At 66.3% G+C, this 20,234-nt stretch carries 27 protein-coding genes; 11 read left to right on the top strand and 16 right to left on the bottom strand.

Annotated features, from left to right (window positions below; all coding sequences use genetic code 11):
* The first annotated feature begins 53 nt into the window (after nt 1-53).
* The 4 genes from GV007_RS08850 to GV007_RS08835 are packed head-to-tail and all read left to right on the top strand — an operon-like array spanning nt 54 to nt 2,649.
* Nucleotides 54-1,403, top strand: coding sequence for a GH25 family lysozyme (locus GV007_RS08850; protein WP_160071937.1), 1,350 nt, complete (start codon nt 54-56; stop codon nt 1,401-1,403).
* Between the two features lie 2 nt (nt 1,404-1,405).
* On the top strand, nt 1,406-1,843 hold the full coding sequence (locus GV007_RS08845; RefSeq protein WP_160071936.1) for a hypothetical protein: 438 nt from the start codon (nt 1,406-1,408) through the stop codon (nt 1,841-1,843).
* 4 nt (nt 1,844-1,847) lie between these two features.
* On the top strand, nt 1,848-2,171 hold the full coding sequence (locus tag GV007_RS08840) for a hypothetical protein (protein ID WP_160071935.1): 324 nt from the start codon (nt 1,848-1,850) through the stop codon (nt 2,169-2,171).
* A 4-nt stretch (nt 2,172-2,175) separates the two neighbouring features.
* Nucleotides 2,176-2,649: a hypothetical protein gene (locus GV007_RS08835; protein WP_236558425.1), complete on the top strand. Its 474-nt coding sequence runs from the start codon at nt 2,176-2,178 to the stop codon at nt 2,647-2,649.
* A 121-nt stretch (nt 2,650-2,770) separates the two neighbouring features.
* On the opposite strand, the gene GV007_RS08830 is transcribed toward GV007_RS08835, so the two are convergent.
* The 4 genes from GV007_RS08830 to GV007_RS08815 form a co-directional block, all read right to left on the bottom strand.
* Nucleotides 2,771-3,253 carry a hypothetical protein gene (locus tag GV007_RS08830; protein ID WP_160071934.1) on the bottom strand — a complete coding sequence of 161 codons (483 nt, stop codon included), beginning with the start codon at nt 3,251-3,253 and terminating at the stop codon, nt 2,771-2,773.
* Nucleotides 3,254-3,368: 115 nt separating this feature from the next.
* Nucleotides 3,369-3,554 (bottom strand): hypothetical protein, encoded by a 186-nt coding sequence (locus GV007_RS08825; RefSeq protein WP_160071933.1) that lies wholly within the window; start codon nt 3,552-3,554, stop codon nt 3,369-3,371.
* On the bottom strand, nt 3,551-4,429 hold the full coding sequence (locus GV007_RS08820) for a tyrosine-type recombinase/integrase (protein WP_160071932.1): 879 nt from the start codon (nt 4,427-4,429) through the stop codon (nt 3,551-3,553). The genes GV007_RS08825 and GV007_RS08820 overlap by 4 nt, the downstream gene beginning before the upstream one ends.
* A gap of 395 nt (nt 4,430-4,824) precedes the next feature.
* Nucleotides 4,825-5,082, bottom strand: a complete 258-nt coding sequence (locus GV007_RS08815) for a hypothetical protein (RefSeq protein WP_160071931.1) — start codon at nt 5,080-5,082, stop codon at nt 4,825-4,827.
* Nucleotides 5,083-6,280: 1,198 nt separating this feature from the next.
* Here GV007_RS08815 and GV007_RS08810 point away from each other — a divergent pair.
* Nucleotides 6,281-6,649 (top strand): hypothetical protein, encoded by a 369-nt coding sequence (locus tag GV007_RS08810; RefSeq protein ID WP_160071930.1) that lies wholly within the window; start codon nt 6,281-6,283, stop codon nt 6,647-6,649.
* Nucleotides 6,650-7,303: 654 nt separating this feature from the next.
* The gene (locus GV007_RS08805) at nt 7,304-8,086 is read left to right on the top strand and encodes a hypothetical protein (protein WP_236558424.1); all 783 of its coding nucleotides are present in this window, start codon (nt 7,304-7,306) and stop codon (nt 8,084-8,086) included.
* Nucleotides 8,087-8,315: 229 nt separating this feature from the next.
* Here GV007_RS08805 and GV007_RS08800 read toward each other — a convergent pair whose 3' ends face one another.
* Together GV007_RS08800 and GV007_RS19450 are read right to left on the bottom strand one after the other, a co-directional pair.
* Entirely contained in the window at nt 8,316-8,522 is a 207-nt protein-coding gene (locus tag GV007_RS08800; protein WP_160071928.1) for a hypothetical protein, read from the bottom strand.
* Nucleotides 8,523-9,202: 680 nt separating this feature from the next.
* Nucleotides 9,203-9,346, bottom strand: coding sequence for a variant leucine-rich repeat-containing protein (locus GV007_RS19450; RefSeq protein WP_442960375.1), 144 nt, complete (start codon nt 9,344-9,346; stop codon nt 9,203-9,205).
* 100 nt (nt 9,347-9,446) lie between these two features.
* On the opposite strand from GV007_RS19450, the gene GV007_RS08795 reads away from it, so the two are divergent.
* Both GV007_RS08795 and GV007_RS08790 read left to right on the top strand, forming a co-directional pair.
* Nucleotides 9,447-9,977: a hypothetical protein gene (locus GV007_RS08795; protein WP_160071927.1), complete on the top strand. Its 531-nt coding sequence runs from the start codon at nt 9,447-9,449 to the stop codon at nt 9,975-9,977.
* A gap of 52 nt (nt 9,978-10,029) precedes the next feature.
* Nucleotides 10,030-10,551, top strand: coding sequence for a hypothetical protein (locus tag GV007_RS08790; protein WP_160071926.1), 522 nt, complete (start codon nt 10,030-10,032; stop codon nt 10,549-10,551).
* 24 nt (nt 10,552-10,575) lie between these two features.
* Here the strand turns inward: GV007_RS08790 and GV007_RS08785 are convergent, their stop codons facing one another.
* On the bottom strand, nt 10,576-10,824 hold the full coding sequence (locus GV007_RS08785; RefSeq protein WP_160071925.1) for a hypothetical protein: 249 nt from the start codon (nt 10,822-10,824) through the stop codon (nt 10,576-10,578).
* An 83-nt stretch (nt 10,825-10,907) separates the two neighbouring features.
* Nucleotides 10,908-11,690, bottom strand: a complete 783-nt coding sequence (locus GV007_RS08780) for a hypothetical protein (protein ID WP_160071924.1) — start codon at nt 11,688-11,690, stop codon at nt 10,908-10,910.
* Nucleotides 11,691-11,840: 150 nt separating this feature from the next.
* Between GV007_RS08780 and GV007_RS08775 the strand changes: the two genes are divergently transcribed.
* Nucleotides 11,841-12,380, top strand: coding sequence for a hypothetical protein (locus GV007_RS08775; protein WP_160071923.1), 540 nt, complete (start codon nt 11,841-11,843; stop codon nt 12,378-12,380).
* A gap of 187 nt (nt 12,381-12,567) precedes the next feature.
* On the opposite strand, the gene GV007_RS08770 is transcribed toward GV007_RS08775, so the two are convergent.
* From GV007_RS08770 to GV007_RS08745, 6 genes are all read right to left on the bottom strand, one after another.
* Complete coding sequence (locus GV007_RS08770; protein ID WP_160071922.1) at nt 12,568-13,080, bottom strand: DUF1990 family protein; 513 nt, start codon at nt 13,078-13,080, stop codon at nt 12,568-12,570.
* Nucleotides 13,081-13,086: 6 nt separating this feature from the next.
* Nucleotides 13,087-14,133 (bottom strand): hypothetical protein, encoded by a 1,047-nt coding sequence (locus GV007_RS19025; RefSeq protein WP_201297643.1) that lies wholly within the window; start codon nt 14,131-14,133, stop codon nt 13,087-13,089.
* Nucleotides 14,134-14,242: 109 nt separating this feature from the next.
* The gene (locus tag GV007_RS08760) at nt 14,243-15,220 is read right to left on the bottom strand and encodes a zinc-binding dehydrogenase (RefSeq protein WP_160071921.1); all 978 of its coding nucleotides are present in this window, start codon (nt 15,218-15,220) and stop codon (nt 14,243-14,245) included.
* Nucleotides 15,221-15,222: 2 nt separating this feature from the next.
* The gene (locus GV007_RS08755) at nt 15,223-15,645 is read right to left on the bottom strand and encodes an organic hydroperoxide resistance protein (protein WP_160071920.1); all 423 of its coding nucleotides are present in this window, start codon (nt 15,643-15,645) and stop codon (nt 15,223-15,225) included.
* Between the two features lie 2 nt (nt 15,646-15,647).
* Nucleotides 15,648-16,106, bottom strand: coding sequence for a MarR family winged helix-turn-helix transcriptional regulator (locus tag GV007_RS08750; RefSeq protein WP_194676990.1), 459 nt, complete (start codon nt 16,104-16,106; stop codon nt 15,648-15,650).
* A gap of 84 nt (nt 16,107-16,190) precedes the next feature.
* Entirely contained in the window at nt 16,191-16,853 is a 663-nt protein-coding gene (locus tag GV007_RS08745) for a hypothetical protein (RefSeq protein ID WP_160071919.1), read from the bottom strand.
* Nucleotides 16,854-17,200: 347 nt separating this feature from the next.
* On the opposite strand from GV007_RS08745, the gene GV007_RS08740 reads away from it, so the two are divergent.
* Nucleotides 17,201-17,407: a hypothetical protein gene (locus tag GV007_RS08740; RefSeq protein ID WP_160071918.1), complete on the top strand. Its 207-nt coding sequence runs from the start codon at nt 17,201-17,203 to the stop codon at nt 17,405-17,407.
* A gap of 90 nt (nt 17,408-17,497) precedes the next feature.
* Here the strand turns inward: GV007_RS08740 and GV007_RS08735 are convergent, their stop codons facing one another.
* Nucleotides 17,498-18,178, bottom strand: coding sequence for a Pr6Pr family membrane protein (locus GV007_RS08735; RefSeq protein WP_160071917.1), 681 nt, complete (start codon nt 18,176-18,178; stop codon nt 17,498-17,500).
* 64 nt (nt 18,179-18,242) lie between these two features.
* Between GV007_RS08735 and GV007_RS08730 the strand changes: the two genes are divergently transcribed.
* Nucleotides 18,243-19,274 carry a sensor histidine kinase gene (locus tag GV007_RS08730; protein ID WP_160071916.1) on the top strand — a complete coding sequence of 344 codons (1,032 nt, stop codon included), beginning with the start codon at nt 18,243-18,245 and terminating at the stop codon, nt 19,272-19,274.
* Between the two features lie 35 nt (nt 19,275-19,309).
* Here GV007_RS08730 and GV007_RS08725 read toward each other — a convergent pair whose 3' ends face one another.
* Nucleotides 19,310-20,203, bottom strand: coding sequence for an SDR family oxidoreductase (locus GV007_RS08725; protein WP_160071915.1), 894 nt, complete (start codon nt 20,201-20,203; stop codon nt 19,310-19,312).
* Between the last annotated feature and the right edge of the window lie 31 nt (nt 20,204-20,234).

The following is a 20,234-nucleotide window of genomic DNA, read 5'->3' as shown; positions in this document are numbered from 1 at the left end:
CCGGCCCTGCACTCACCGTGTGGGGCCTTTCCCATGCCCAAGGAGGCACCTCTATGGCTATCGCCAAGAACATCGGCTTCTCGAACGGGGACAGTCGCAACGCTCAGGGATCTTCGCTCGGGGTCGCGCTGCGCCCCGAAGCTGCCCGCGCGCTCGACCGTCTCAACGACGCGTTCAAGCAGCGCTTCGGGCGGGACATCCGCGCGCTCGAGGGTATGCGGTCCATCGCCATGCAGCAGCACTACTGGGATCTGTACCGGGCAGGCAAGGGCAACCTCGCAGCAGTGCCCGGCACCAGTAACCATGGCTGGGGTGTCGCGATCGACTTCGGCTCGCCACTCGACAACCGGTACAGCGACGAGCACGTGTGGATGCGCGCCACCGCTGCCGCCTACGGGTGGTGGTGGGCCGGTGGGACGTTCGGTCAGATCGAGCCATGGCACTGGGAGTACCAGGGTGGTGGGCACCTCGAGAGCATCGAGCGACCCGGTGGCCTCGAGGAGACGCACGGCATCGACATCTCGTTCCACCAGGCGGGCCTCCCGTACGACGCGGTCCTCTCCGGCGACGTCGACTTCGTGATTCTCAAGGCCGGCGGCTCCAACACCGGATCCGCATACACGGACTCGCAGTACGCGAACCACGCCACCGGCATCCGCAACCGGGTCCCCGTCGGCTCGTACTGGATGAACGGCGCCGGCGACCCCGTCAAGGACGCCGAGCACTTCCTCGCAAACCTCCGCGACGACGCCGACGACGTGGTCGTCCTCGACATCGAGACCATCGATGGCTACACCGCGTGGACGCCCACGCAGGCGCTCGCCTGGATCAACCGGGTGCGGCAGTCCTACTCCGGCCCCGTTTACGCGTACATGAACACGGCCCTCGCCGGGGTGCACGACTGGACGCCCCTGCAGAAGGCGGGGGTGCTCCTCTGGCTCGCAAACTATGGCGCCGACAACGGCACCCTCTCGAACGCGAACCCCGGCACTGGCAGCTGGTCTGCCTGGTCCATCCACCAGTACACACAGAAGGGCACGATGCCCGGCTGGGCGCGTGGCCTCGACCTCAACCGCGCCAAGCCCGGCGTGTTCAACCATGAAGAAGGAGAGCTCAGCATGGCCGACGTGCAGCAGATCGTAAACGCGATCAACGACCTCAAGAACAAGAAGAACATCCGCCTCATCCGCGACGTCTCCAACGGCAAGGTGTTCGCGATCAACGAAGCTTCCGGCTCGTACATGCACGTCGAGAGTCCAAGGGACCTCGCGGCCATGGCACAGCTCGGTATCGTTCCGGACCCGAACGTGAAGGGCAACATCACGGACATGCACCCGCAGAACGCGGCGTGGACACTCAAGCTCTACACCGACCTCGGGCCCGCCCCGAAGCTCGCGAGCTGACCTTGTCTGCTCGCCCCTCGTTCGGGCGGTGGGCGCTGGGCGAGCTCGCTGCCTATCCGTACTTCAAGGCCTACTTCCTTGCTAGCTACATGGTGGCGATCGGCCTCGGGATGGCGGCGCTGCTCGCACCGCCGACGTCGATCGAGGTGGAGATCGGCCCTGCGCTCACGACTGCCTGGGGGTGGTTGGCGCTCGTCGCTGGCGTCGTCGGTGCGGCCGCCATCCTTCCCGGGTACTGGTGGGCGGAGAAGCTCTGCTGCGGTCTGCTCCTCATCGGGCTCGGCATCTACCTCAGCACGGTCGTCTATCTGCAGATGACCGCGACTGGGAACCGATGGGCACAGATGACCCTGTTCGGTTGGGGAATCCTCACGGCGATCTTTCGTATCGCCCTGACGTGGAAGCACGCCTACGAGCCGAGAACGAAGTTGGAGTCATGAACGGATGGACATCGAAACGCTGCGCGCCTGGGGAACTCTCGCGACGGCGCTCGGCGTCGGGTCCGTCATCTGGCCCGCCACCAAGCACATCTTCCAGCGCATCACTGGTCGAGCTCGTCACGTCCGCGACGAGGTAGACGAGGCCTACAAGCAGGTCAACGCGGCTCGTCGAGCCGCAGACCGAGAGGCGCGCTTGCGTCGAAAGCTCGAGGAGCACGCCGGCTGGCTCACGAAGCGCATGATCGCGTCCGACTGCTTCGACGTCGCCGACATCCCCACCTGGCCGGAATACCCGCCAGACACAGAACCAACCCCCACAAAGGAGTAACCCCATGTCCCTCATCTCTGAGCCTGCTCGCCGGGCATCCCGAGGCGCGCGCGTCCTGCTCGCGCTCGCGGCGTTCGCGCTGCTCTACCTGCTCACGATCGCGTTGGCCCCGTTCGCGGCCGCGGACGCGGTCACGGCCGCCGGCGACGCCCCGCAGCTGAGCTTCACGTTCTCGTGGGTGCTGTTCCTGCAGCTCGCCACGGGAGTCCTGATCCCCGTGGTGGTGGGCATCGTCACGACGAAGGCCACGAACGCCGGCACGAAGGCGATCCTGCTCGCGTTCCTCGCGCTCGTGTCGTCGCTGCTCCTGGAGATCCTGAACGCTGCGCAGACGGGCACGGCGTACGACGTCGGTCAGGGGCTGTTCCTCTTCCTGCCTACGTTCGTGATCGCGGTGGCCACGCATTACGGCTTCTGGAAGCCGACCGGCACGAGCGCCGCGGTGCAGGATCTCGGCACGTCCAAGCACATCGCCTGACCCTTCAAGGCAGGTCATAATATGACCAGTACACGCGCGTTGCTCATAATATGACCAGCGATGTAAGACGACTTCGCCCCCTCCCGCACATGCGGGAGGGGGCGATTTCGCCGTGGTCAGATCAAGCGTAGGGATCGCTCGTATCCGCCTCCACGGTGACCGATCCATCGGCCGTGGTCACGGTGAGCTTGTTGAGTTCAACGGTGCCGACGTTCTGAATGAGTCGGTACTCTTCGGTGGCGAACCTTCCGAGCGCGTCGGCGTCGATAGGGGCCGCGGCGTCGAGCACTGCCGTCACTTCACCGGGAGCATCGGAGCGGACCTCGGTGATGTAGCCGGCGTACTTCGGGGTGCCGGTTTCGGGTTGCACGATGTCGCTGAACTCCTGCATACCCCACCCTTCGAGCCAAGCGGCCTCGACCTGCTCGGCGTAGGTGGGCTCCGCGACCTCTGACGGCGTGACACTCGGTGCGGCCGTCTCCGCAGCTGGTGTCGCAGTCGCGGCGGGCGGGGCTGCCTCGTTGGAGGCGCTGCAGCCGGCGAGGGTGAGGGCGATTGCGGCGACAGCGCCGGCGACAGCGAGGCGGGGTGATGGGGTCGGCATGGTCGGCTCCTTGTTGATTGTCACCGGCCCCGGGTGCCGGTGGTGACAGATTACCGATGCTTGGGACATCGTTGTCCCGGGATGCGCGAACGCCCCGCGGTTGCGGGGCGTTCGGCTACGACGTGAGAGCGGCGGCGATGCCGAGGATCTCGTGGCGGGTGAGTGCGAGGAGTAGGGGCGGCGCGTCACGGTTGCTGCGTTGCCACGTGATCGCGACGTAGTCGCCGTCCGAGTGGGCTTCGATGGTGATGTCGACGCCTGGCATCGTCTCGGCGGGCCGTGTGTTCGTGTAGGTGTTCATGCTGCGTTCCTGTTCTCGGTCGCGAGTGGTCGTCCGGATCGCTCGGGGATGCGGACGAGCGGCAGGAGGTGCTTCGCCTCTTGCTTGCGGCGCAGGCTGACGCCGGTGTAGATCTGCGTCGTCTGGAGGCTCTCGTGCATCATGAGCTCTTGGATGACGCGGGAGTCGATGCCGGCCTCGGCGAGCTCGGTGCCGTAGCTGTGCCGGAGCGAGTGAGGGGTGAGGGTCGGGTCGGTGATGCCAGCTCGTTTCTTGGCGAGGGTGATGAGGTTCGTCACGGATGCGGACAGGATGTGCCCCTGCCCTTGCCGCCCGCCGCGGGCCTTGAACCACCAGTCGTCTTGGGGCATGTAGAGCGAGATCTCGGCGATCAGCGGGTCGAGCGGGAGGTGTCGATCCTTGCCGCCCTTGCCGATCGTGCGGATGAGTTCGGAATCGCGGTCGATGTCCTTGCCGTGCACGCGGGCGATCGAGGAAGCACGGAAGCCTTGCCGGTAGCCAAGCAGGATCATGATGCGGGTGCGAGTGTAGGAACCGGAGAAGAGCAGCGACTCGATCTGCGCCGTCGTGAATGGCCGGGGCTCGCCCTTGACGGCCCGCACGGTCGGTAGCCGTAGCGACGGATCGTCGTCGCGCAGCCCGTCGAGGACCAGCCACGAGTAGAAGGCTCGTAGTACCGTGCGCGTGGTGACTCGCGTGTTCGGCGAGATACCCTCGCGTCCCATAAAAACCCGGAGATCACGGACGGTGAGCTCGTCGAGCGGCGCGCCTGCCTGCTGCTGCAACGTGATGAGGATACTCTCGCGGTTCTTGATGGTGGTTTCGGCGAGATCCTGGGACCGCTCGTAGATTGCGAATTCGTTGAGTAGTGACATGGTCACCGGGTACCACGCCCGCATGGCCCTGTCTTCGGCTTTGTAGGTCACGATGCGCTAGCCGCCATGGTGGGGAACGGGATGACCTCGGCCGGGTGTTCCTGGGTTTCAGTGGCAGACTGGCCGAACCGCCCGAATTTCACCGTGGATGTCGTCGGTTCGATCCCGGCAGGGCCCACCACTTCTTTCCCTTGGTCAGGATCATCTGCGTTTCCGTCGACTTGAGTAGCGCAGCGATGGTCGCCAGCGGGAACGTGACCTCGGTCGAGGAACCTGACATCGACTTCACTCCGCAGAGGAGTGCACCCTGGACGGCCAGAGCCGTGGCCCTCTCAACACGAGAGCGCCGATGGCTCAACAGGTGAGAGTCGGTGGCGCTGTCGTGGTGCTGTCGGCTAGTAGGACAGCGTGACCTTGGACTTCCACACGTTGCCGCTCTTTGCGCAGGTCGATCGGAACGCGGCGTCGTAGCCGTTGCCGCCCTGGCTGGCCATGTAGCGGTCGGCGTAGTGCTCGCACAGCTGGAACGAGGGGCCCGTCACGTAGGCGTATGCGACTCCGGCCTGCGCGGGGGCCGCGGCGGTGACTGCGCCAGCAGCGAGCATGATCGCTCCAACGACCCCGCCGACGATCTTCTTTGTTGTGGGTCCCATCGTGTCTCCTCACTCGGCTTTGTCCTGGCGCCACGACCATATCGGCGCCCAGCGATCCGTCGCCAGGGAAGTTCTGCCCGTTCCGCTGGGGACTCGCCCGGAGCCTGCCTCGACTTCTGGGACACCGCGCGTAGGGCAGGGCGCGGCGGATTGGTCGTGCCCCTGTTGTCGTTTGGAAGGCCGCTCCGCATGAACTTGCTCGAGAAGATGCCGCTCGAGAACGGCTGCAACCTCACCAGCGATGTCGGCCTCATCACCGGCGTCCGCCCAGGCCGAGGACGCTGGAACTGCCAATCGAAGAGGGCTTGACGTTCCTCCGAATTGCCGGCGAGCAGCAAGACATGGACGCCATCCTCGACTGCTCGGCGCGCGCCACAGGCGGTGCGCCTCACCTCGTTCCTGGGGCGAGAGACGCCTGCCAACGCTCCATCTGGCACGGAGTGCCGCGTTCAAGGGGAAGGGCGTTGTCTCGTCGCGACCTGCCACAAGACCGGCGACGAGGCCTCGATGGCGCTCGCGAGTCGCGACTGGGACGGCTTCACCGGGTGGCTACAGGACACCGACATCTAGGTGCGCTCAGTGATGGTGACTTCGCGGCGCGTCCGGTTTGAGCTCCCGCGCAGGCCACACGACGAGGAGGAACACCGCGATTGGACCGGTGAAGAGGGTGAGCAGGCACCAAGTCCACGCTGACCGATTTCGCGAGCGCGCATACGCAGCTGCGAGCAGAGCGATGCTGAACCAGATTGCCGAGAGCGATGCTTGGTCTGCCGTCATCTCCTCGACGGTACGCGGCCCGGCTGTCGCGTGCGTTCACGAAGACCGGCCCCGCGTCTCGAGGCCCGCTGATGCTCATCACCCGCGACTTCGCGATGAGTGCCGGTAAGACCGCGGCCCAGGTCGCACAGGCCATCACGTTCTGGCTCGTTGAGCTTCGCGCAGCCGACGACGCTGGGTCTCTCCGGGGACAGGAGTCGACCCCAGCCGTGTGCACGGCTGACCTTGACGACCTCTCCGCGATTTCCCTGCACCCCAGCGCGGTCGTCTACTCGGGCCTGACGGAGATCGCGCTGAGGACCGCGACTGTGCGCACAGGACCGGCCGTGACAGCGGCGCGCACACACCCATGGCACCCCGAAGGAGAAAGCTCATGGGGCACCCCTACTCGCTTCGGACATCCGACCTGTACCGTCGAAGCATGGATCTCGAGGCGGGGGCAGAGAACGCGGTCCCAGACCTGCCACCTCACTCTTCGGTGCCGGTGGGGACAAAACGCACCGACTCGTCAGGCATCGTCTGGAGGGCGGGAATCGACGCCTGGGAGCGAGTCCCGGAACGCCACGGAATGGGACTCTTGTTGAACGGACGCCGCGCCGGGATATTCCGTGCTGTGGCTCTGGTGTCCGTGCTGGCAGTCATCTTCCTCGTGCCGCTCGTCGAAGCATGGTGGCTGAGGGTCCTGGTCTTCGCCCTCTGCGGCGTGCCATTCTTCCTCGCAGTTGGGGTCACCCGATGGGCGATCGCCAGAGACTCCAGGGGCCGGGCGGACGAGCAGCGCTCCCCGTAGTGAGAGTGCCGAGCTCAGAAGCGGCCATCCAGTGCATGTCGCTCGTCGCGCTGATGCTGTCGAGCCTGACTGCGAGACAGGCGGGGACTGGCCGCTCGGACCCATGCGAACGCACATTTAGCGCCGACTTGAGGTCATTTGGCGTCAGCTTAGGACTGACTGCGGAGCGGTTGGCAGAAGAGCACGTAAGTTGCCTGTGATCGCGCACGCTTCGGCGTTGAGAGTCGGGGACTCTCCCAGGATGTTGGGGAACAGATCCTGGGGCGCGTGTCGATGGAGGCCACGCGGATCTGGGTGCACCACCCCGCGTGGCATTCATCGTGCCTCGCTGCGCCCCGGGGCCCTCGGTGATCGAAGATCCCGTCCGGCTCGATCGGCGGAAAACGATGGAATGCGCGGCAGTTGGTCGTTCACTTCCCGACCCGCTCTGAGCTGAGGTAGTTTCACGTCGATCCCGCGACAGGGAGGTTCTATCCTGCGACAGGGCAGCTTGGAGAAGTCTCTTGCGTGCTGGACTCGTGCACAAGAGAGCGAAACGAGTTCCACGTGCCCAAATCATCCCCACTCGGGTACGCCCGTCTTCAGGCTCGAGAATCCAAAGACGACGTTCACTTTGCTGCGCTGCTCAACAGCACCGGGATCACGCTGGTCGACATGGAACGCGCCGAGAGCTACAGCATCTCTGCGCTCCGAGGTCCATCCTTCATCTGTGCGTGGGCGAGCGTCCCCGCATCGAGCTACCGAGTGCATCGGACGGGAACCTCGCTCGAGTCGCGGACGCTGTTCGTCTTCGCGAACGCTGGTCAGGTCCACGTCGGGGTGGACGGGCGAACGGTGCCGCTCGCCCGCGGAGAGGTGTCCGCCGTCGCCTCGGGCAGCTCAACGATCGAGCTCGTCGCCGCGGGTGAGCGGACCGAGGTCATCCTGTTCAGTATCGACCTGCCGGTGGCCGGTCGCGGCGATTCTGGTTCTCCCGTAGAGGGCATCACACGACTCGTCGACCCGACGCTCAACACGTTCGTCTTCACCGCGTGCTATGGCCTTGCCCAGGCACCAGCACCGGTGTCCAAAGCGACCGCCGACACCCTTGAACACGCGGCCGCAACCCTCGCCCGAGGCTTGCTGGCGCGCATGGCTCACCTGCAGGAGCCTGACCTCTACCTGGCATCCTTGAGGCACATCCGTCTGCATGCTGCTGACGCCAACCTCACCCCCGTGTCTCTCGCAGATCGCTTCAAAGTCTCGCCTCGCAAACTGCAACTTCGCTACAACCAGGAAGGCGACACCGTCGTCTCCGCCATTCGGAGAAGCCGCGCGGTCATCGCGCACAGCATCTGGAAGCAGGATCCGTCACTCGCCGCATCGATGATCGCCTCCCGGTCGGGATTCGCCTCGGCTCGGGGCCTGCGGCGCGCGCTCGCCGAATTCCCCGACTGACATTGAACGATGGCACGAGTATCGAGGACGGCATGGGCCACGGCGCGCTCAGCGATGAGCCGTGACCGGCCTGGACCGCAAGTGCAGTTCGGGCTTGGGCTCGAGAGCATACGTGGCGTTCGCCACTCGAGCGGATGACACGGAGTGAGGCGAAGCCTCATGCAGGCGGCCCACCCGTCACCCGAGGGGCGCGTTCACACTGGTCGCCCAGTTGCGGATCGCCTGACGCTCACTGTCGCCGCAGATGTGCCGAGGCGCTTTCAGTGATCCCATCGCTCAGAGTCCATTCATCGAAGTACATGAGCGTGTAGCAGTCGGCCATGACTTCTTTGCTGCCCTGGGACAGGCCCTGAAGGAGGAGCGGTTGATAGCCGCCGCTGTCGTCCGTGTAACGGATGTCGTCTGGTTTCTGGAACACAGGCGCGAGCTCGTGCACGGTCGTCATTCTGCTGTGCCATGCGCCGAGCTCGGCTTCGGGGGGGGGGAAGACGCACCGTGAGGGGGCTGCCGCCGTTGACGCATCCGGTGGTTCGCCAGCCCTCCTCCGCGTTCGAGTCGGTCTTGCAGGCTGTCGCCGCATCCCACTGAATGTCAATGAATCCGTTTCCAGCCGCGTCGACGATACCTTCGCTGACAGACCCGCTCGCATTCACTCGAAGGGCCTGCGCATCGGCAACGCTCTGCTCCAGCTCCGAGCGGAACGTGCTTGTCTGGGTGACGATGCTCTCGGCGGAATGCACGCTGAGGCTCGGGTCCGTCATCTTGGCGTCCTGTTCCTCCATCCAGTCGAACAGGTTCACGAGGGGCTTGACCGGGTTCTCGTCGAGAGCGACTGACAGCTCGGCGATCTTCGTCCGCTCCTGCTCGTAGAGCTCCAGGTGCGCGGCGATCTCGGTTGCATCCGTGCTCTCCGGGTAGGTCTGCACCGAGAGGCTCGGGGCGGTGTCTGAGTCGCTCAGGCCAAGGACTGCGCTGAGACCGGCGAACGCTAAGAGACCCATGGAAAGCGCCACCCAGAGGGGGATACTGGGCACCACCCGGGCGAGTCGTCAGCTGGAGAGGCGCCCGCCGGGGCGGCAGCGGTTGCGGACGACCGCTCGGCCGCACACTGTTCATTCACCGAAGTAGCTCTGGCGTCGCTCCCGGCGTCAAAGTGATGCTGGGGCGCAGATCCGGACGGCGCATGGCGATGTCGGTCAGCAGCTGCGGAGGTGTCCCGATGGTCCTCGTCGCGATCCGATCTCGATCCGCGTCCGTCATCGCCCTCCTGGTCGTCTGCTCGAACCCACGGGAGCCGAACCGTTGTGCGCTCCCCGCGGGGCACCGCCAGCGGTGAGCGCACAGTAAATAACATATGGGGATGACCTCTCCGATGCCGTTCACTCGAGCCACATTCTCCGGTGCCCTCGTCAACCCGGCAGGGAACGGGTACGTGCCAGGAAACGTGGAGGTCGGCGACGGTTGGGTGACGCTCTGGGCTCTCACGCCGGACGGCTGGACGGCTGTGTTTCGCGCGCAAGCACCAGAGGTGAGCGTCAGGTCGACTGCTCAGAAGATCCGTCTCTCCGTCGGCGGACAGCAGTACCTGCTCCTCGCTGACCCCGATGCCGTGACTCGCGCGCTCGGGTACAGTACGGCCGGGGCCGTCGCGGCCGTCCTCGACCGACCGGTTGCGGGAGCCGCAGCCGACGTCGGAGCCCTCCGGAACCAGATCTCGGCTGCCAACTCGTGGAATGTGGGCGGAGGTCCGCAGTTCCTCGATGCCGCACGGCAGTCCGGAGCGCGCGTCTCACGGCTCGGGTACGGGGCGATCGCAGCGATCGGATGCGGAGCCGGCATCGCCGTGGTGCTGCTCGTCACCGTCATAACGGTCCTCATCATCACGCTCTGACGGATTCCTGTGCTGCCCCGTGCGGTAACGCCGTCAGGCCTATGCTGAGCCGGTGCATATCACCGAACGTTTCGCGGGGCTCGTCGAAGCCGAACTTGCCGACAAGCCCTTCGCGGTCGTCCGTGTGCCAGGTGGCTTTGACGTCGGCTTTGCACTCGCCGATGCCCGGTGGGTGAGCATCCTCGCGGTCAACGACGTTCGCGACAGCATCACGTACAACGTTCGAGTGAACGAGCGCGCGGGGAAGTTCAGCATCAACGACACCCTGCGTCGGATCAGCTGGAGCGCCGGGGTGTCCGGAATGGTCCCTCGACTCGGTTTCTCGATGTCCTACCAGTCGGGTCGGGTCAAGTACGGCCGCGTGATCCAGCTCGGCCTTGCGCCCGGTGGGTTCGAGGTGGCGTTCAGTCCCGAGGAGGAACGGGCTCGCATCAGAGGGATCGGGCAGGAGCTCGGTCTGAAGCCGGGGTTGAGCAGGTCGGTCCTGATCGGGCTCTGGACGGCTGGCGGGGTCGTCGGTCTGTGCATCCTCGGTGCTGCGATCGCGCTCATCATCCAAGCGTTCTTGGGGTAGCGCCGCCGACTTCCTTGTGCGGCCCTAGCTCGGAGTTGCCTCACCACTGTGCGGAATCGCGTTGTCGGTGACGGATTCCGAGAGCGTTCCGAATTGCTCGTAGAGGCGTCGAGCTGGAGGGAAGCGGCGGTAGTGCGCGAACCCGAGGAGCCCTTCATCGTCCTCGACCACGATTGCCTGCGACGCCTGGTCGGAGTTGATCCAGGACCACACGACCTCGTTGATGCTGGCATCCGGAGAGTAGCCGGCCGTCTGTCGGTACGAGTCGAACATCTTTGACCAAGCGACTCGATCACCCACTCGGATTTCACGAAGAGTCAGCGCCTCGGGCATGAGCGGACTCGATCTCTGTCCGATCACGGCAGGTCGAGTTCCCACTCGCCCCGCTGGGAGACGAAGATCAGCGAAGGGCCAGCCGCGAGCTCCCCTCGGAAGTCGGCATCCCTGCGCTGCTCGCTGACAGCCTCGTACGGTGTCTCTCCACCGCCGATGCCGTCGGCGCCCGAGCGGTACTCCGTCATCGACATGCCGACCCCGGTGTCAGGCTTCACACCCGTGAACGCGCCGCCCGGGCCGTCGTAGAGATACGCGCCGTACCCCGTCCCGGATTCGGGGAGCTGAGGCGCAGAGTCGATGGGGCGAACGGTGACCTCCCAGGCTCCGTCGGCTTCGACGAGCAGTGCCGAGGGCGGCTCGTTCGCCGCCCACCACATCGTCTGGCCGTTGAAGGAAGTCGGGTCAGCTGTATAGCCCTCGATGCTCGTGTCGAGCAGGATCATCCCGAGCGCGCCCGCGGAATCCTCTGACCACAACGTCAGGGGTGCGCCGCCGTCATAGGCGATGTCGATGATGCCGGAACGTGCCTTGGCGACCTCGGCGGGCAGCTCGACGCGCAGCTCGCCGGTGCCGCTCGACGTGTACTCATCGAACGTTCCGAAGGTCTCGGACGCCCACTCGGCCGAATCGGCCGGGGGTACGAGCGAGGATGACGAGGGAGGTGCGGAGTCTGTTTCCTGATTCTCGACGGGTGTCACCGACGCGCATCCGGTCAGCACAACGGCTGCTGCGAGCAACGCGATCGAGAGATGAGGACGTGCTCCGGCGCTTCGTCGAGAACTCGCTTCTGGACTTCGGCGCATGCTCTCAGCCTAGAGAAGATGGAGCATCGTGGCGAGAACCGACGTGTCCGCCTGCGCTCGAGAATCGTCGGCTCTCCTTCAGTCCTGGCCTTCCGGCCTTCGTTAGGGTGGCACCGAGCTGCATGGGCAGCAACCGCTCAGGAGAAGATCATGCCGAATCGAGCACACCGCGCCGAGGAAGAATCGCTCGCCGACTTCCTCGCGGATTACACCCCCGTCGAGGCGAAGTTCGCGCTGTCCACCGGCGACACTCCGCTCCTTCGAGCGATGATAAATGCCGATGTGCTCGCCCGTGTCGGCATCGCGGAACGACTCCTCGACGATGGCGCGGATGCAGCGGTCACGCTCGGTTCGGGGCTCAACGCGCTGCACCTGCTCTTCTCGAACCGAGAGCACGACCTCGCCACAGAAGCGGGTCTCGTCGGCCGACTCATCGCGGGCGGCGCCGACCCGAACGCGGTGTCGAAACGCCAGGGGCCTCCACTGCTCGTCATGATCGAATCGGGGATGGCGTCGCTTTCCGGGGTGGGCGCTGTCATCGACGCGATCACCGAGTCCACGACGATCGACCTCGAGGTGCTCGTCAATCGCAAGGGGCTACCACGCAAGACGCTGCGCGACGAGATCGCGAGCACTCCGTGGCACATTCCCGAGGTGAGGGAGCGCTTGGGGATTCCGCAGGATCAGTGAGGGTAGCTGTCACCCTGATCGGAGAGACCAGCCGCGCTCGTAGGAGTTCGACTTCCGTCAGGTGGCGAAATGAGAGCACTTCGGAGGGCGTGACATCTCCCGTTGCTGTCACGGTGTCCCTCGGCGGCTCGCCGTGTGATCCCATGGCGACGGAGGAGATGGCACGCGCACCGCCGAAAGGCTGAATTCAGGCCAAGCGTGGTTCTCCACGCCTCAGCGCCTCGAGGTACCGCCGCGTCATCCTTGTCTGCACACGCCGGGCGATCGGACCCCCGATGCGCGTGAACCAGCGCCCCGGAGCCGAGAACGCGACGATGCTGAACACAACCGCACCCGTCTCGGTCAAACGGACCTCGAACCGTTCCTCACCCCGCTCCGGATGCCCGGGCAACGTCCCGTACGCGAAGCCGCAGGAGGTCGAGGTGCGCTCGGCCCAGACGACGAGGCAGGGGATTCGAAACCGCAGCGGCCCGATGCGCAACCGCATGACCACGCGCGAACCCTTGCGAAGCGGGACATCCGACAGCTGAACGTCCGTTCCCGCTCGGCGCTGCGCCTGCCCTTCGAGCAGCTCGGTTGCTGCCCGCTCGAACGTGCCGCGCCCGTGCCCGATGACGAGCGACTCGCGGACGTGGTGATAACCGCTCGGCAGCCTCTTCTCGGCGGTTGCGCCGACCTCCGCGTAGGTGAGCTCAGACATCGGGCGTCAGTAGTTCGCGGGCTCGTCGACCGCGGCCTCAGAGACGACCGCGGCGATCTGCAGGCCCTCGGTCGCGCTCGTGAACAGCGCCACGATGAGGTCGTCGCCGGCTGGCCAGAGGTCGACGTGCTCGATCGACGTCACCACCAGCTTGTTTGCCACCCAGGAGTCCTTCGCTGGCGCTGCACCCCGAGGGGCGCCCCATGCCGCGATGAACGCGGACCGCACGTCACTCATCAGGCTGGCGAGGGCAGTCTCTTCGTCGAGCCCGGCCGGCTCGCGCTCCTTGACGATCTCCAGTTCGTGTCCCCAGGCCGCGGTTGTCAACCGCAGTCCATCGAGTCGACGGAAGCGGAAGCCGTCGATACGCGGCTCGTAGAGCAGCTTCCGGCAGGCCGAGACAACCGCATCGATGTCGACGGACGGCAGGACGAACGGGGTGGGGTCCGGCTCCGGTGCGGGACCCCCGACCGGGACTTCCAGCTCCTCGCCCTTGACCTCACCGACCCAGGCGGCGAAGGGATCCGGCTTTCGGACCGACCACTTCGGTGGCACGGAGACATCGAACTCCTGCTCGACCCAAGCGCGGAAATCTGAGAGCGCAGCCACCGACTCCTCATCGTCGTCGATCGGCGTTTCGCCGATGGAGTAGCTGTTCAGCTCCAGGTAGCCGACGGCCAGGAGACGGAGGAAGTCGATGGCGTCGTCAGCGACGTAGAGTCGCTCGCCCTCTGAACCGAGGACGACCACGCGCACCTCGTCAGAGGGGTCTCGCCAGAGCGCTGCGGAGCCCCCGGTCCCGTCGGTCTGGCCAAGGGGGAAGAGTCGGTCGTGTCCGTTCTCTCCTGCCTCGAACCATCCGGTGAGCGTCTCGGTGGGGGAGAAGACGATGCCAAGCTCTGCCGTTCCGGCGTACGGGGTCAGGAAGTAGCCGTGCTTGTTCTCGAAGCCCCACCCCTGGGTCTCCATCCACGTCCAGGCCCGTTCGAGGGGGTCCGGGATACTCATCCCCGGCGGGAGCTTCGGTGACAGGAGCTGTGAGAGTTTCGACATGGCTCAAGCATGCCTGCGTCGTTTGAAGGAGTCCGGAGAGCGAAGCTGCGTCCAGACGACGAGAGCCCCGCCCCACACTTCGTGGGACGGGGCAAGATCTCGGCGGGAGCTACGGGCGGAGCAGCACCTTGCCGACACGGCCGGATGCGAGGCTCGCCTCGACCGCAGCCGTGATCTGCTCGAATGGGAACACGTCGGCTACAGGAACGGTCAGCTGACCAGATCCGAGGTGCTGGAGCAGCTCCCCGAAGAGACGCTGCTTGAGGCCGGCGTCGATGGACTGGCTGACCTTGCTGCCCCAGAAGCCGCGCACCGTGGCCTGCTTGAAGATGACGTCACCTGAGGACAGTTCGAGCGTGGGGGACGCCATGGCGCCGAACACGACGAGCTCGCCGTTCTCGGCGAGGAGCGAGAGCACCTCGCCAGCGGACTTGCCGCCCACCGACTCGATGCCGACCTTGATGGGGGCGCCACCTGTGATCTCGGCGACCCGGTCCCGCCAGCCTTCGGAGCTGGTCGCGACGATGCGCTCGATGCCCTGCTCGCGCAGCTCCTCGACGCCCTCGTCACGGCGCACGAGGCCGATGACGTTCACGCCCCGTGCGGCTCCGAGCTGCGCGACCATCCGGCCGACCGCGCCATTCGCGGCATTCTGAACGAGCCAGTCACCGCGCTCCAGACCAAGCGACTCGAGCAGGCTGATGGCGCTGAAGGGCATCGCGACGAGCTGCGCGGCCGCTTCGTCCGGGACCGAATCCGGTACCGGGACGAGGCCGGCAGCCGGGGTGGTCACGTACTCGGCCCAAGCGCCGAATGATCCGCCGGTGGCGACCCGCTGACCGACAGCCAGCGAATCGACCTCGGGGCCGAGTGCGTCGACGATTCCGACGGCCTCGGTTCCTGCCCGCGCCGGCAGCTCCGGCTTGAAGCCGTAGGTTCCACGCACCGTCCAGAGGTCGTGGTTGTGGATGGGGGAGAGGAGGATCCGCAGGCGCACCTCGCCGGGGCCGGGCTGCGGAAGCTCGTGATCCTCGACGGTCAGGACGTCCTGGGGCTCTCCGAAAGTGGAGTGGGTGATGGTGCGCATGTTCAGTCCTCCGAGACTGTGATCGTGACGTCGATGTTGCCGCGGGTGGCGTTCGAGTAGGGGCAGACCTGGTGGGCGGCGTCGGCGAGTGCCTGTGCTTCGTCGTGTCCCAGGTTCGGGATCACGACCTCCAGCAGCACGGCGAGCTGAAATCCGCCTTCGCCGTTCGGCCCGATCTGCACTCGGCCGCCGACGCTCGAGTCACGAACATCGACCTTCTTGCCCCTGGCGACGGCGTTCAATGCCGAGTGAAAGCAGGCGGCGTATCCAGCGGCGAAGAGCTGCTCGGGGTTCGCACCGCCGCCTGGTCCGCCCATCTCCTTTGGGATGGCCATCGTGAGGTCGACGGTGCCGTCGCTTGTGACGACGTGACCATCTCGCCCCTGACCGGTCGAGAGCGCTTCCGCGGTGTAGAGCACGTCCACAGCTAGTCCTTCTTTCCTTGTGATTCCGCCTGTGCGGCGGTGGTTTGCATGGTCTCAGTCAGGTGCTGCAGCGTGCGCAGGAGCGCCGCCGCTGATTCCTGGCTGTCGAGGCCGGTCCCCGCTGCGATGCGGGCCGGGATGTGCGAGAGCTGTCCGCGCAGTGCGGTGCCGCGCTCGGCGAGTGTGACCACGACGACTCGTTCGTCGCCTCGACGTCGTTCGCGAGTGATGAGTGCTGCATCAGCCATGCGCTTCAGGAGCGGTGAGAGGGTGCCGGAGTCGAGCTGTAGGAGCTCCCCGAGGGAGCTCACTGATTGCTCGCCGTCGTTCCAGAGGATCACGAGCACGAGGTACTGGGGATACGTGATGCCGACTGGCTCGAGCAGCTTGCGGTAGGCCTGCGTCGTGGCGCGGCTTGCGGCGTAGAGGGAGAAGCAGATCATCTCATCGGTTACCGGCATACAGAAAGCATTGCACACAACTGAATTGTGCACAACTTAATCTCGGAGGGAGATCAGTTCCTCCGCTCGGACGAGCTCTCGCCCTCAGTCATCGCCGTCGAACAGTCCGCCGTCGAGCACCCAGTTGTAGCGCAGGCGGAGCGCGCGCTCTGAGCTCGCCAGCAGGGCAGCGACAAGCAGGGAGACGTTGAGCCACGACGGCAGATGGATCGGCGAGGAGAAGGTGCCGACGCGTTCCGCCACCAGCGGGATGTTCGTCACCTGCTCGACGATCTGGGGGAGTCCGAGCACAAGCGCGACGACGAGCATGCCAAGCGACGCCGCGCCGATGAGGCGGCTCAACCCGGGCCTGGTCTGTCGGAGCCGGGCCCGGCGACCCTCGGCCGAGGCCCTGTCGGGGGTGAGCTGCAGCTCGCTGCCATCCGAGGAGACGAAATGGCAGCGCTTCAGCCCGTACCCGCTTACCGCGACCTCGATGGTGCCGCCCGGCACCTCGAAGATGGCCGGCAGCTTCGAGTGGGCGACGTGGTGCCCGTCCCGGTACAGATCAGCGACGACCTCGCCGTCGGAGTCCCCCCAGAGCTTCACGTTGACCGACCAGAGATGTCGCAGCCCATCGCTCTCCGCGAGCCGCAAGTGGAGGAGCGCGCGCGAGAACGGCTGCCACCAGCGATACCGCCTCAGCGCGTGGCCGTCTCCGGCGGTCACCTTCCCCGCGGCTCGCTTGCGCTTCCATTCGGAGAACATCGGCGACACGATAACAAGGCCGTCTGCGCGACCGGGGAACCGTGACCTGAACGTAGCCGTTCGGCCCGATCCGAGGGGATAGATTGATGGCTCCCCAACACGGAGGAGCGCCTGTGGCCCGCCCGTCGTCGAACAAGCGTCGCAGCCCCGGATCGAGCGGAGCGAAGCGGGTCCGAACGACCCCGCGGGCAGGTAGCGGGAAGACCCGTCCGGCGCGTGTCGGCTCGACGACAGCGAAGCGGAGTCAGCCGCCCCGCCGACAGACCTCATCCGCGCGGACTGCGACGCGTGCGAAGCGTTCGCCGAGCTCGCGCCGCGCGACTCCCTGGTGGACGCAGCCGACGAACGTGACCTCGTCGCTCCGTTATCCCCGCCTCGCGGCGGCCGGCTTCCTGCTGGCCGTCACCGCTGTGACGCTCGTCGCCACGTTCGGAATCCTGTGGCTCTTCGTCCCCGACGTCGCTCGGCGCACCCTCGAGCAGTGCGTCCAGTTCGGGGCAGGCCTTGTGAGTCTCGTCCAGGCGTTGGTCGATGCCCTGACTCGGCTGCTCTGACCGATTGCGGCCTTCGGCTCCCTCGATGTGCTCGTGCGACCGCGAGGGGGTTCGACGAGCGGCTGGCATCAGCGATGGGATGTCCGCAGCTCAGCGCCGAGGACGGATCGCCGCCCCGACTCGGGGCTGAACCGTCGCCCAGGGCAGGCCGCGGAATCGCGAGGCCCACCAGACGAGCGCCGCGGCCGCGATGAGGGCGACGAGGAGGCCAACGACGTGGAGCGCTAGGAGAGCGACGCCGCGCTCCGGCAGCAGGAAGCCGTACGGCACCCACCCGTCAGTCGCCCCTCGCAGCAGCACGACGAGCATCCACAGAAGCGGGTAGGGGAGCACGAGCCAGATACCTCGCCACGGGAGTGGGCGCCGATCTCCGACGAGCAGCCAGTCGAGGACCACGTAGACGGGGAAGACCACGTGCAGGATGGCGCTCACCCAGGGAGGTGCTGAGCCCGTTCCAGGGACGAGGGTGTTGTAGATCACCCCGACGATGATCATGCAGCTTGTCGCGACCGCACGCAGCACGGTGAGCCAGGGCGGTGCCGGGCGGCCGCGGAACGAGAGGGCGCCGGTGGCGATGAGGAGCAGGCTCGTGAACAGGCTCGTCTGATTCGTGAAGTAGCCGAAGAAGTCGAACGGGTTGTCGTCGCCGACCTCGATTCTGCTCGCGTAGGTGAACCCGAGCAGTCCGATGATGCCGAGCCCGACAGCGATCCGCAGCGCAGCGACATGGGCAGGCGCCCTCGCGGTCGTCGTCTTCAGAGTGCTCGTCACCTGCGTCAGCCTAGGGCCGCGCGGCTGACACACGACTGCGACCGGCCCATCTACGATCGGGACCGTGACCGACGACTCCCTCCTTCGCGACGAAGCAGCCCCCGACTCGCCCGAAGCCGGGTTGGCCGATGCCATCGATGAGATCCTCGAGACGGCGACGACGCTGCTTCTCGAGCGTGGCGACGCCGCCGTCGAGGATGGACAGCTCGATCCGGTGTTCCGAGCCCACGTCGTCGGCATCCTCACGGAGGCGTGGACGAGGCTGGCCGGACTCCGCGACTACGGCCACCTGCAAGCGCCCGCCACGATGGATCTGGGCCTCATGCAGGCGACCGCCGATGTCCTCCTGTCGCAGGGATTGCACCCCGCGCAGCCCCTCGTCTCGGCGAACCTGCTGTTCGAGACCGCGCTCCCCGTCTTCGCGGACCGCCTGCCTGTGCCGACCGTGACCGTCGCACTCGTCCTGCACTCGAGTGTCTTCGGCAGGTTCGTCCCCGGTGCGCTTGCCTACGCCGAGACGCTGCGCACCCAGCTCTCCGGCGTCCAGCGAGTCTCCGAGCTCAGGTTGGCTCGCCAGCTTCGCGAGACCGTGCTCCCCTCGCTTGCCGGCGATGACGCTGCCCTCGTGGATGCGATCGCCTGGGATCTCGAACGGCCCGCCCCCGCAGGCTTCCCGGATGCCCTCATGGACTACGCCGCGCATGAGCTGGCTGGCGCGGCTCCCGTCGAGGTCACGGAGATCGGGACCAGGGGAGCAGTATCGGCGCCCGCCGCCGCTGAGCTCCACGCTATCGCCGTCGAGGCGATCCGGAACGCTCGGCGGCACGCAAGGGCAAGCCGGATCGACGTGGTCGTGCTCTGGCGCCCCTCCACGCTGGTGCTCACGGTCACCGATGACGGCACCGGCGCAGCCGCGCCCCTCGAGGAGCTCGCGGCAACCACGTTCGGGGTCGCATCCATGCGTCAGCGCGCCGCGCTGGTGCACGCCCGCATCCGCTTCGAGACGCACGAGACCGGAACGACCGTGACCCTCACCTGCCCGACCACCGCGGGTGCGGAGACAGACCGGGAAGCGAACACGGACGCCCGAGCCTGAGGCCCGGGCGTCCGCTTCCGTAGGAGAGGTGAGCCCTACGGTGTCGGCATGCCGCCGTTCACGTTGAGCGTCTCGCCGAGCACATAGCTCGACTCGGGCGACGCGAGGAAGACGTAAGCGGGCGCAAGCTCAGCTGGCTGACCCATGCGGCCGAGCGGCGTGTCCTCGCCGAACTCCTCGACCTTCTCCGGCGGCTGCCCGTCGGTGACCTGCAGTGGCGTCCAGATCGGTCCGGGGGCGACGGCGTTCACGCGGATGCCCTTGGGCGCGAGCTGCTGGGCGAGCGCCTTCGTGAAGGCGTTGATGGTCGCCTTCGTCGACGCGTAGTCGACGAGGATGGCCGCGGGCGAGTAGGCCTGGATGGACGTCGTGTTGATGATCGTCGAACCCGGTGGGAGGTGGGGGATCGCCGCCTTGGAGATCTCGAACATCGCGTAGACGTTGACCTTGAACGTCTCGTCGAACTGCTCGCTCGTGAGCGTCGTGAGGTCTTCGTTGAAGATCTGCTTGCCCGCGTTGTTGACGAGGATGTCGAGTCCGCCCAGCTTCGCGACCGCCGCATCCGCGAGGCCCTTGACGTACTTGTCGTCGGTCAGGTCGCCGGGGAGCTGCACTACGTTGACGCCCGCGTCCTGGGCGATGGCGGTGATCCGGTCTGCGTCCTCCTGTTCCTCGGGCAGGTAGGCGAGCGCGACGTCGGCGCCTTCGCGGGCGAACGCGATGACCGTGGCGGCGCCGATGCCGGAGTCACCGCCAGTCACGAGTGCGCGACGCCCCTTGAGGCGGCCGGATCCCTCGTAGGTGCTCTCGCCGAGGTCCGCCGTGTCACGGAGCTTCGAGTCGAGGCCCGGCTCGGTCTGGTCGTCGGAGTTCGGCGTGATCTCGCTGTAGAGCTTGGTGGGGTCGGTGAAGGTGTACTGATTTGCCATGTTCGTCTCCTGTACGTGGTGTCTGTCGTGG

This window comes from Pseudoclavibacter sp. 8L (assembly GCF_902506465.1).
Classification (GTDB): Bacteria; Actinomycetota; Actinomycetes; order Actinomycetales; family Microbacteriaceae; genus Pseudoclavibacter.
Note: the sequence above shows the minus strand (reverse complement) of the source record. Positions and strands in the feature narration are given on the sequence as shown.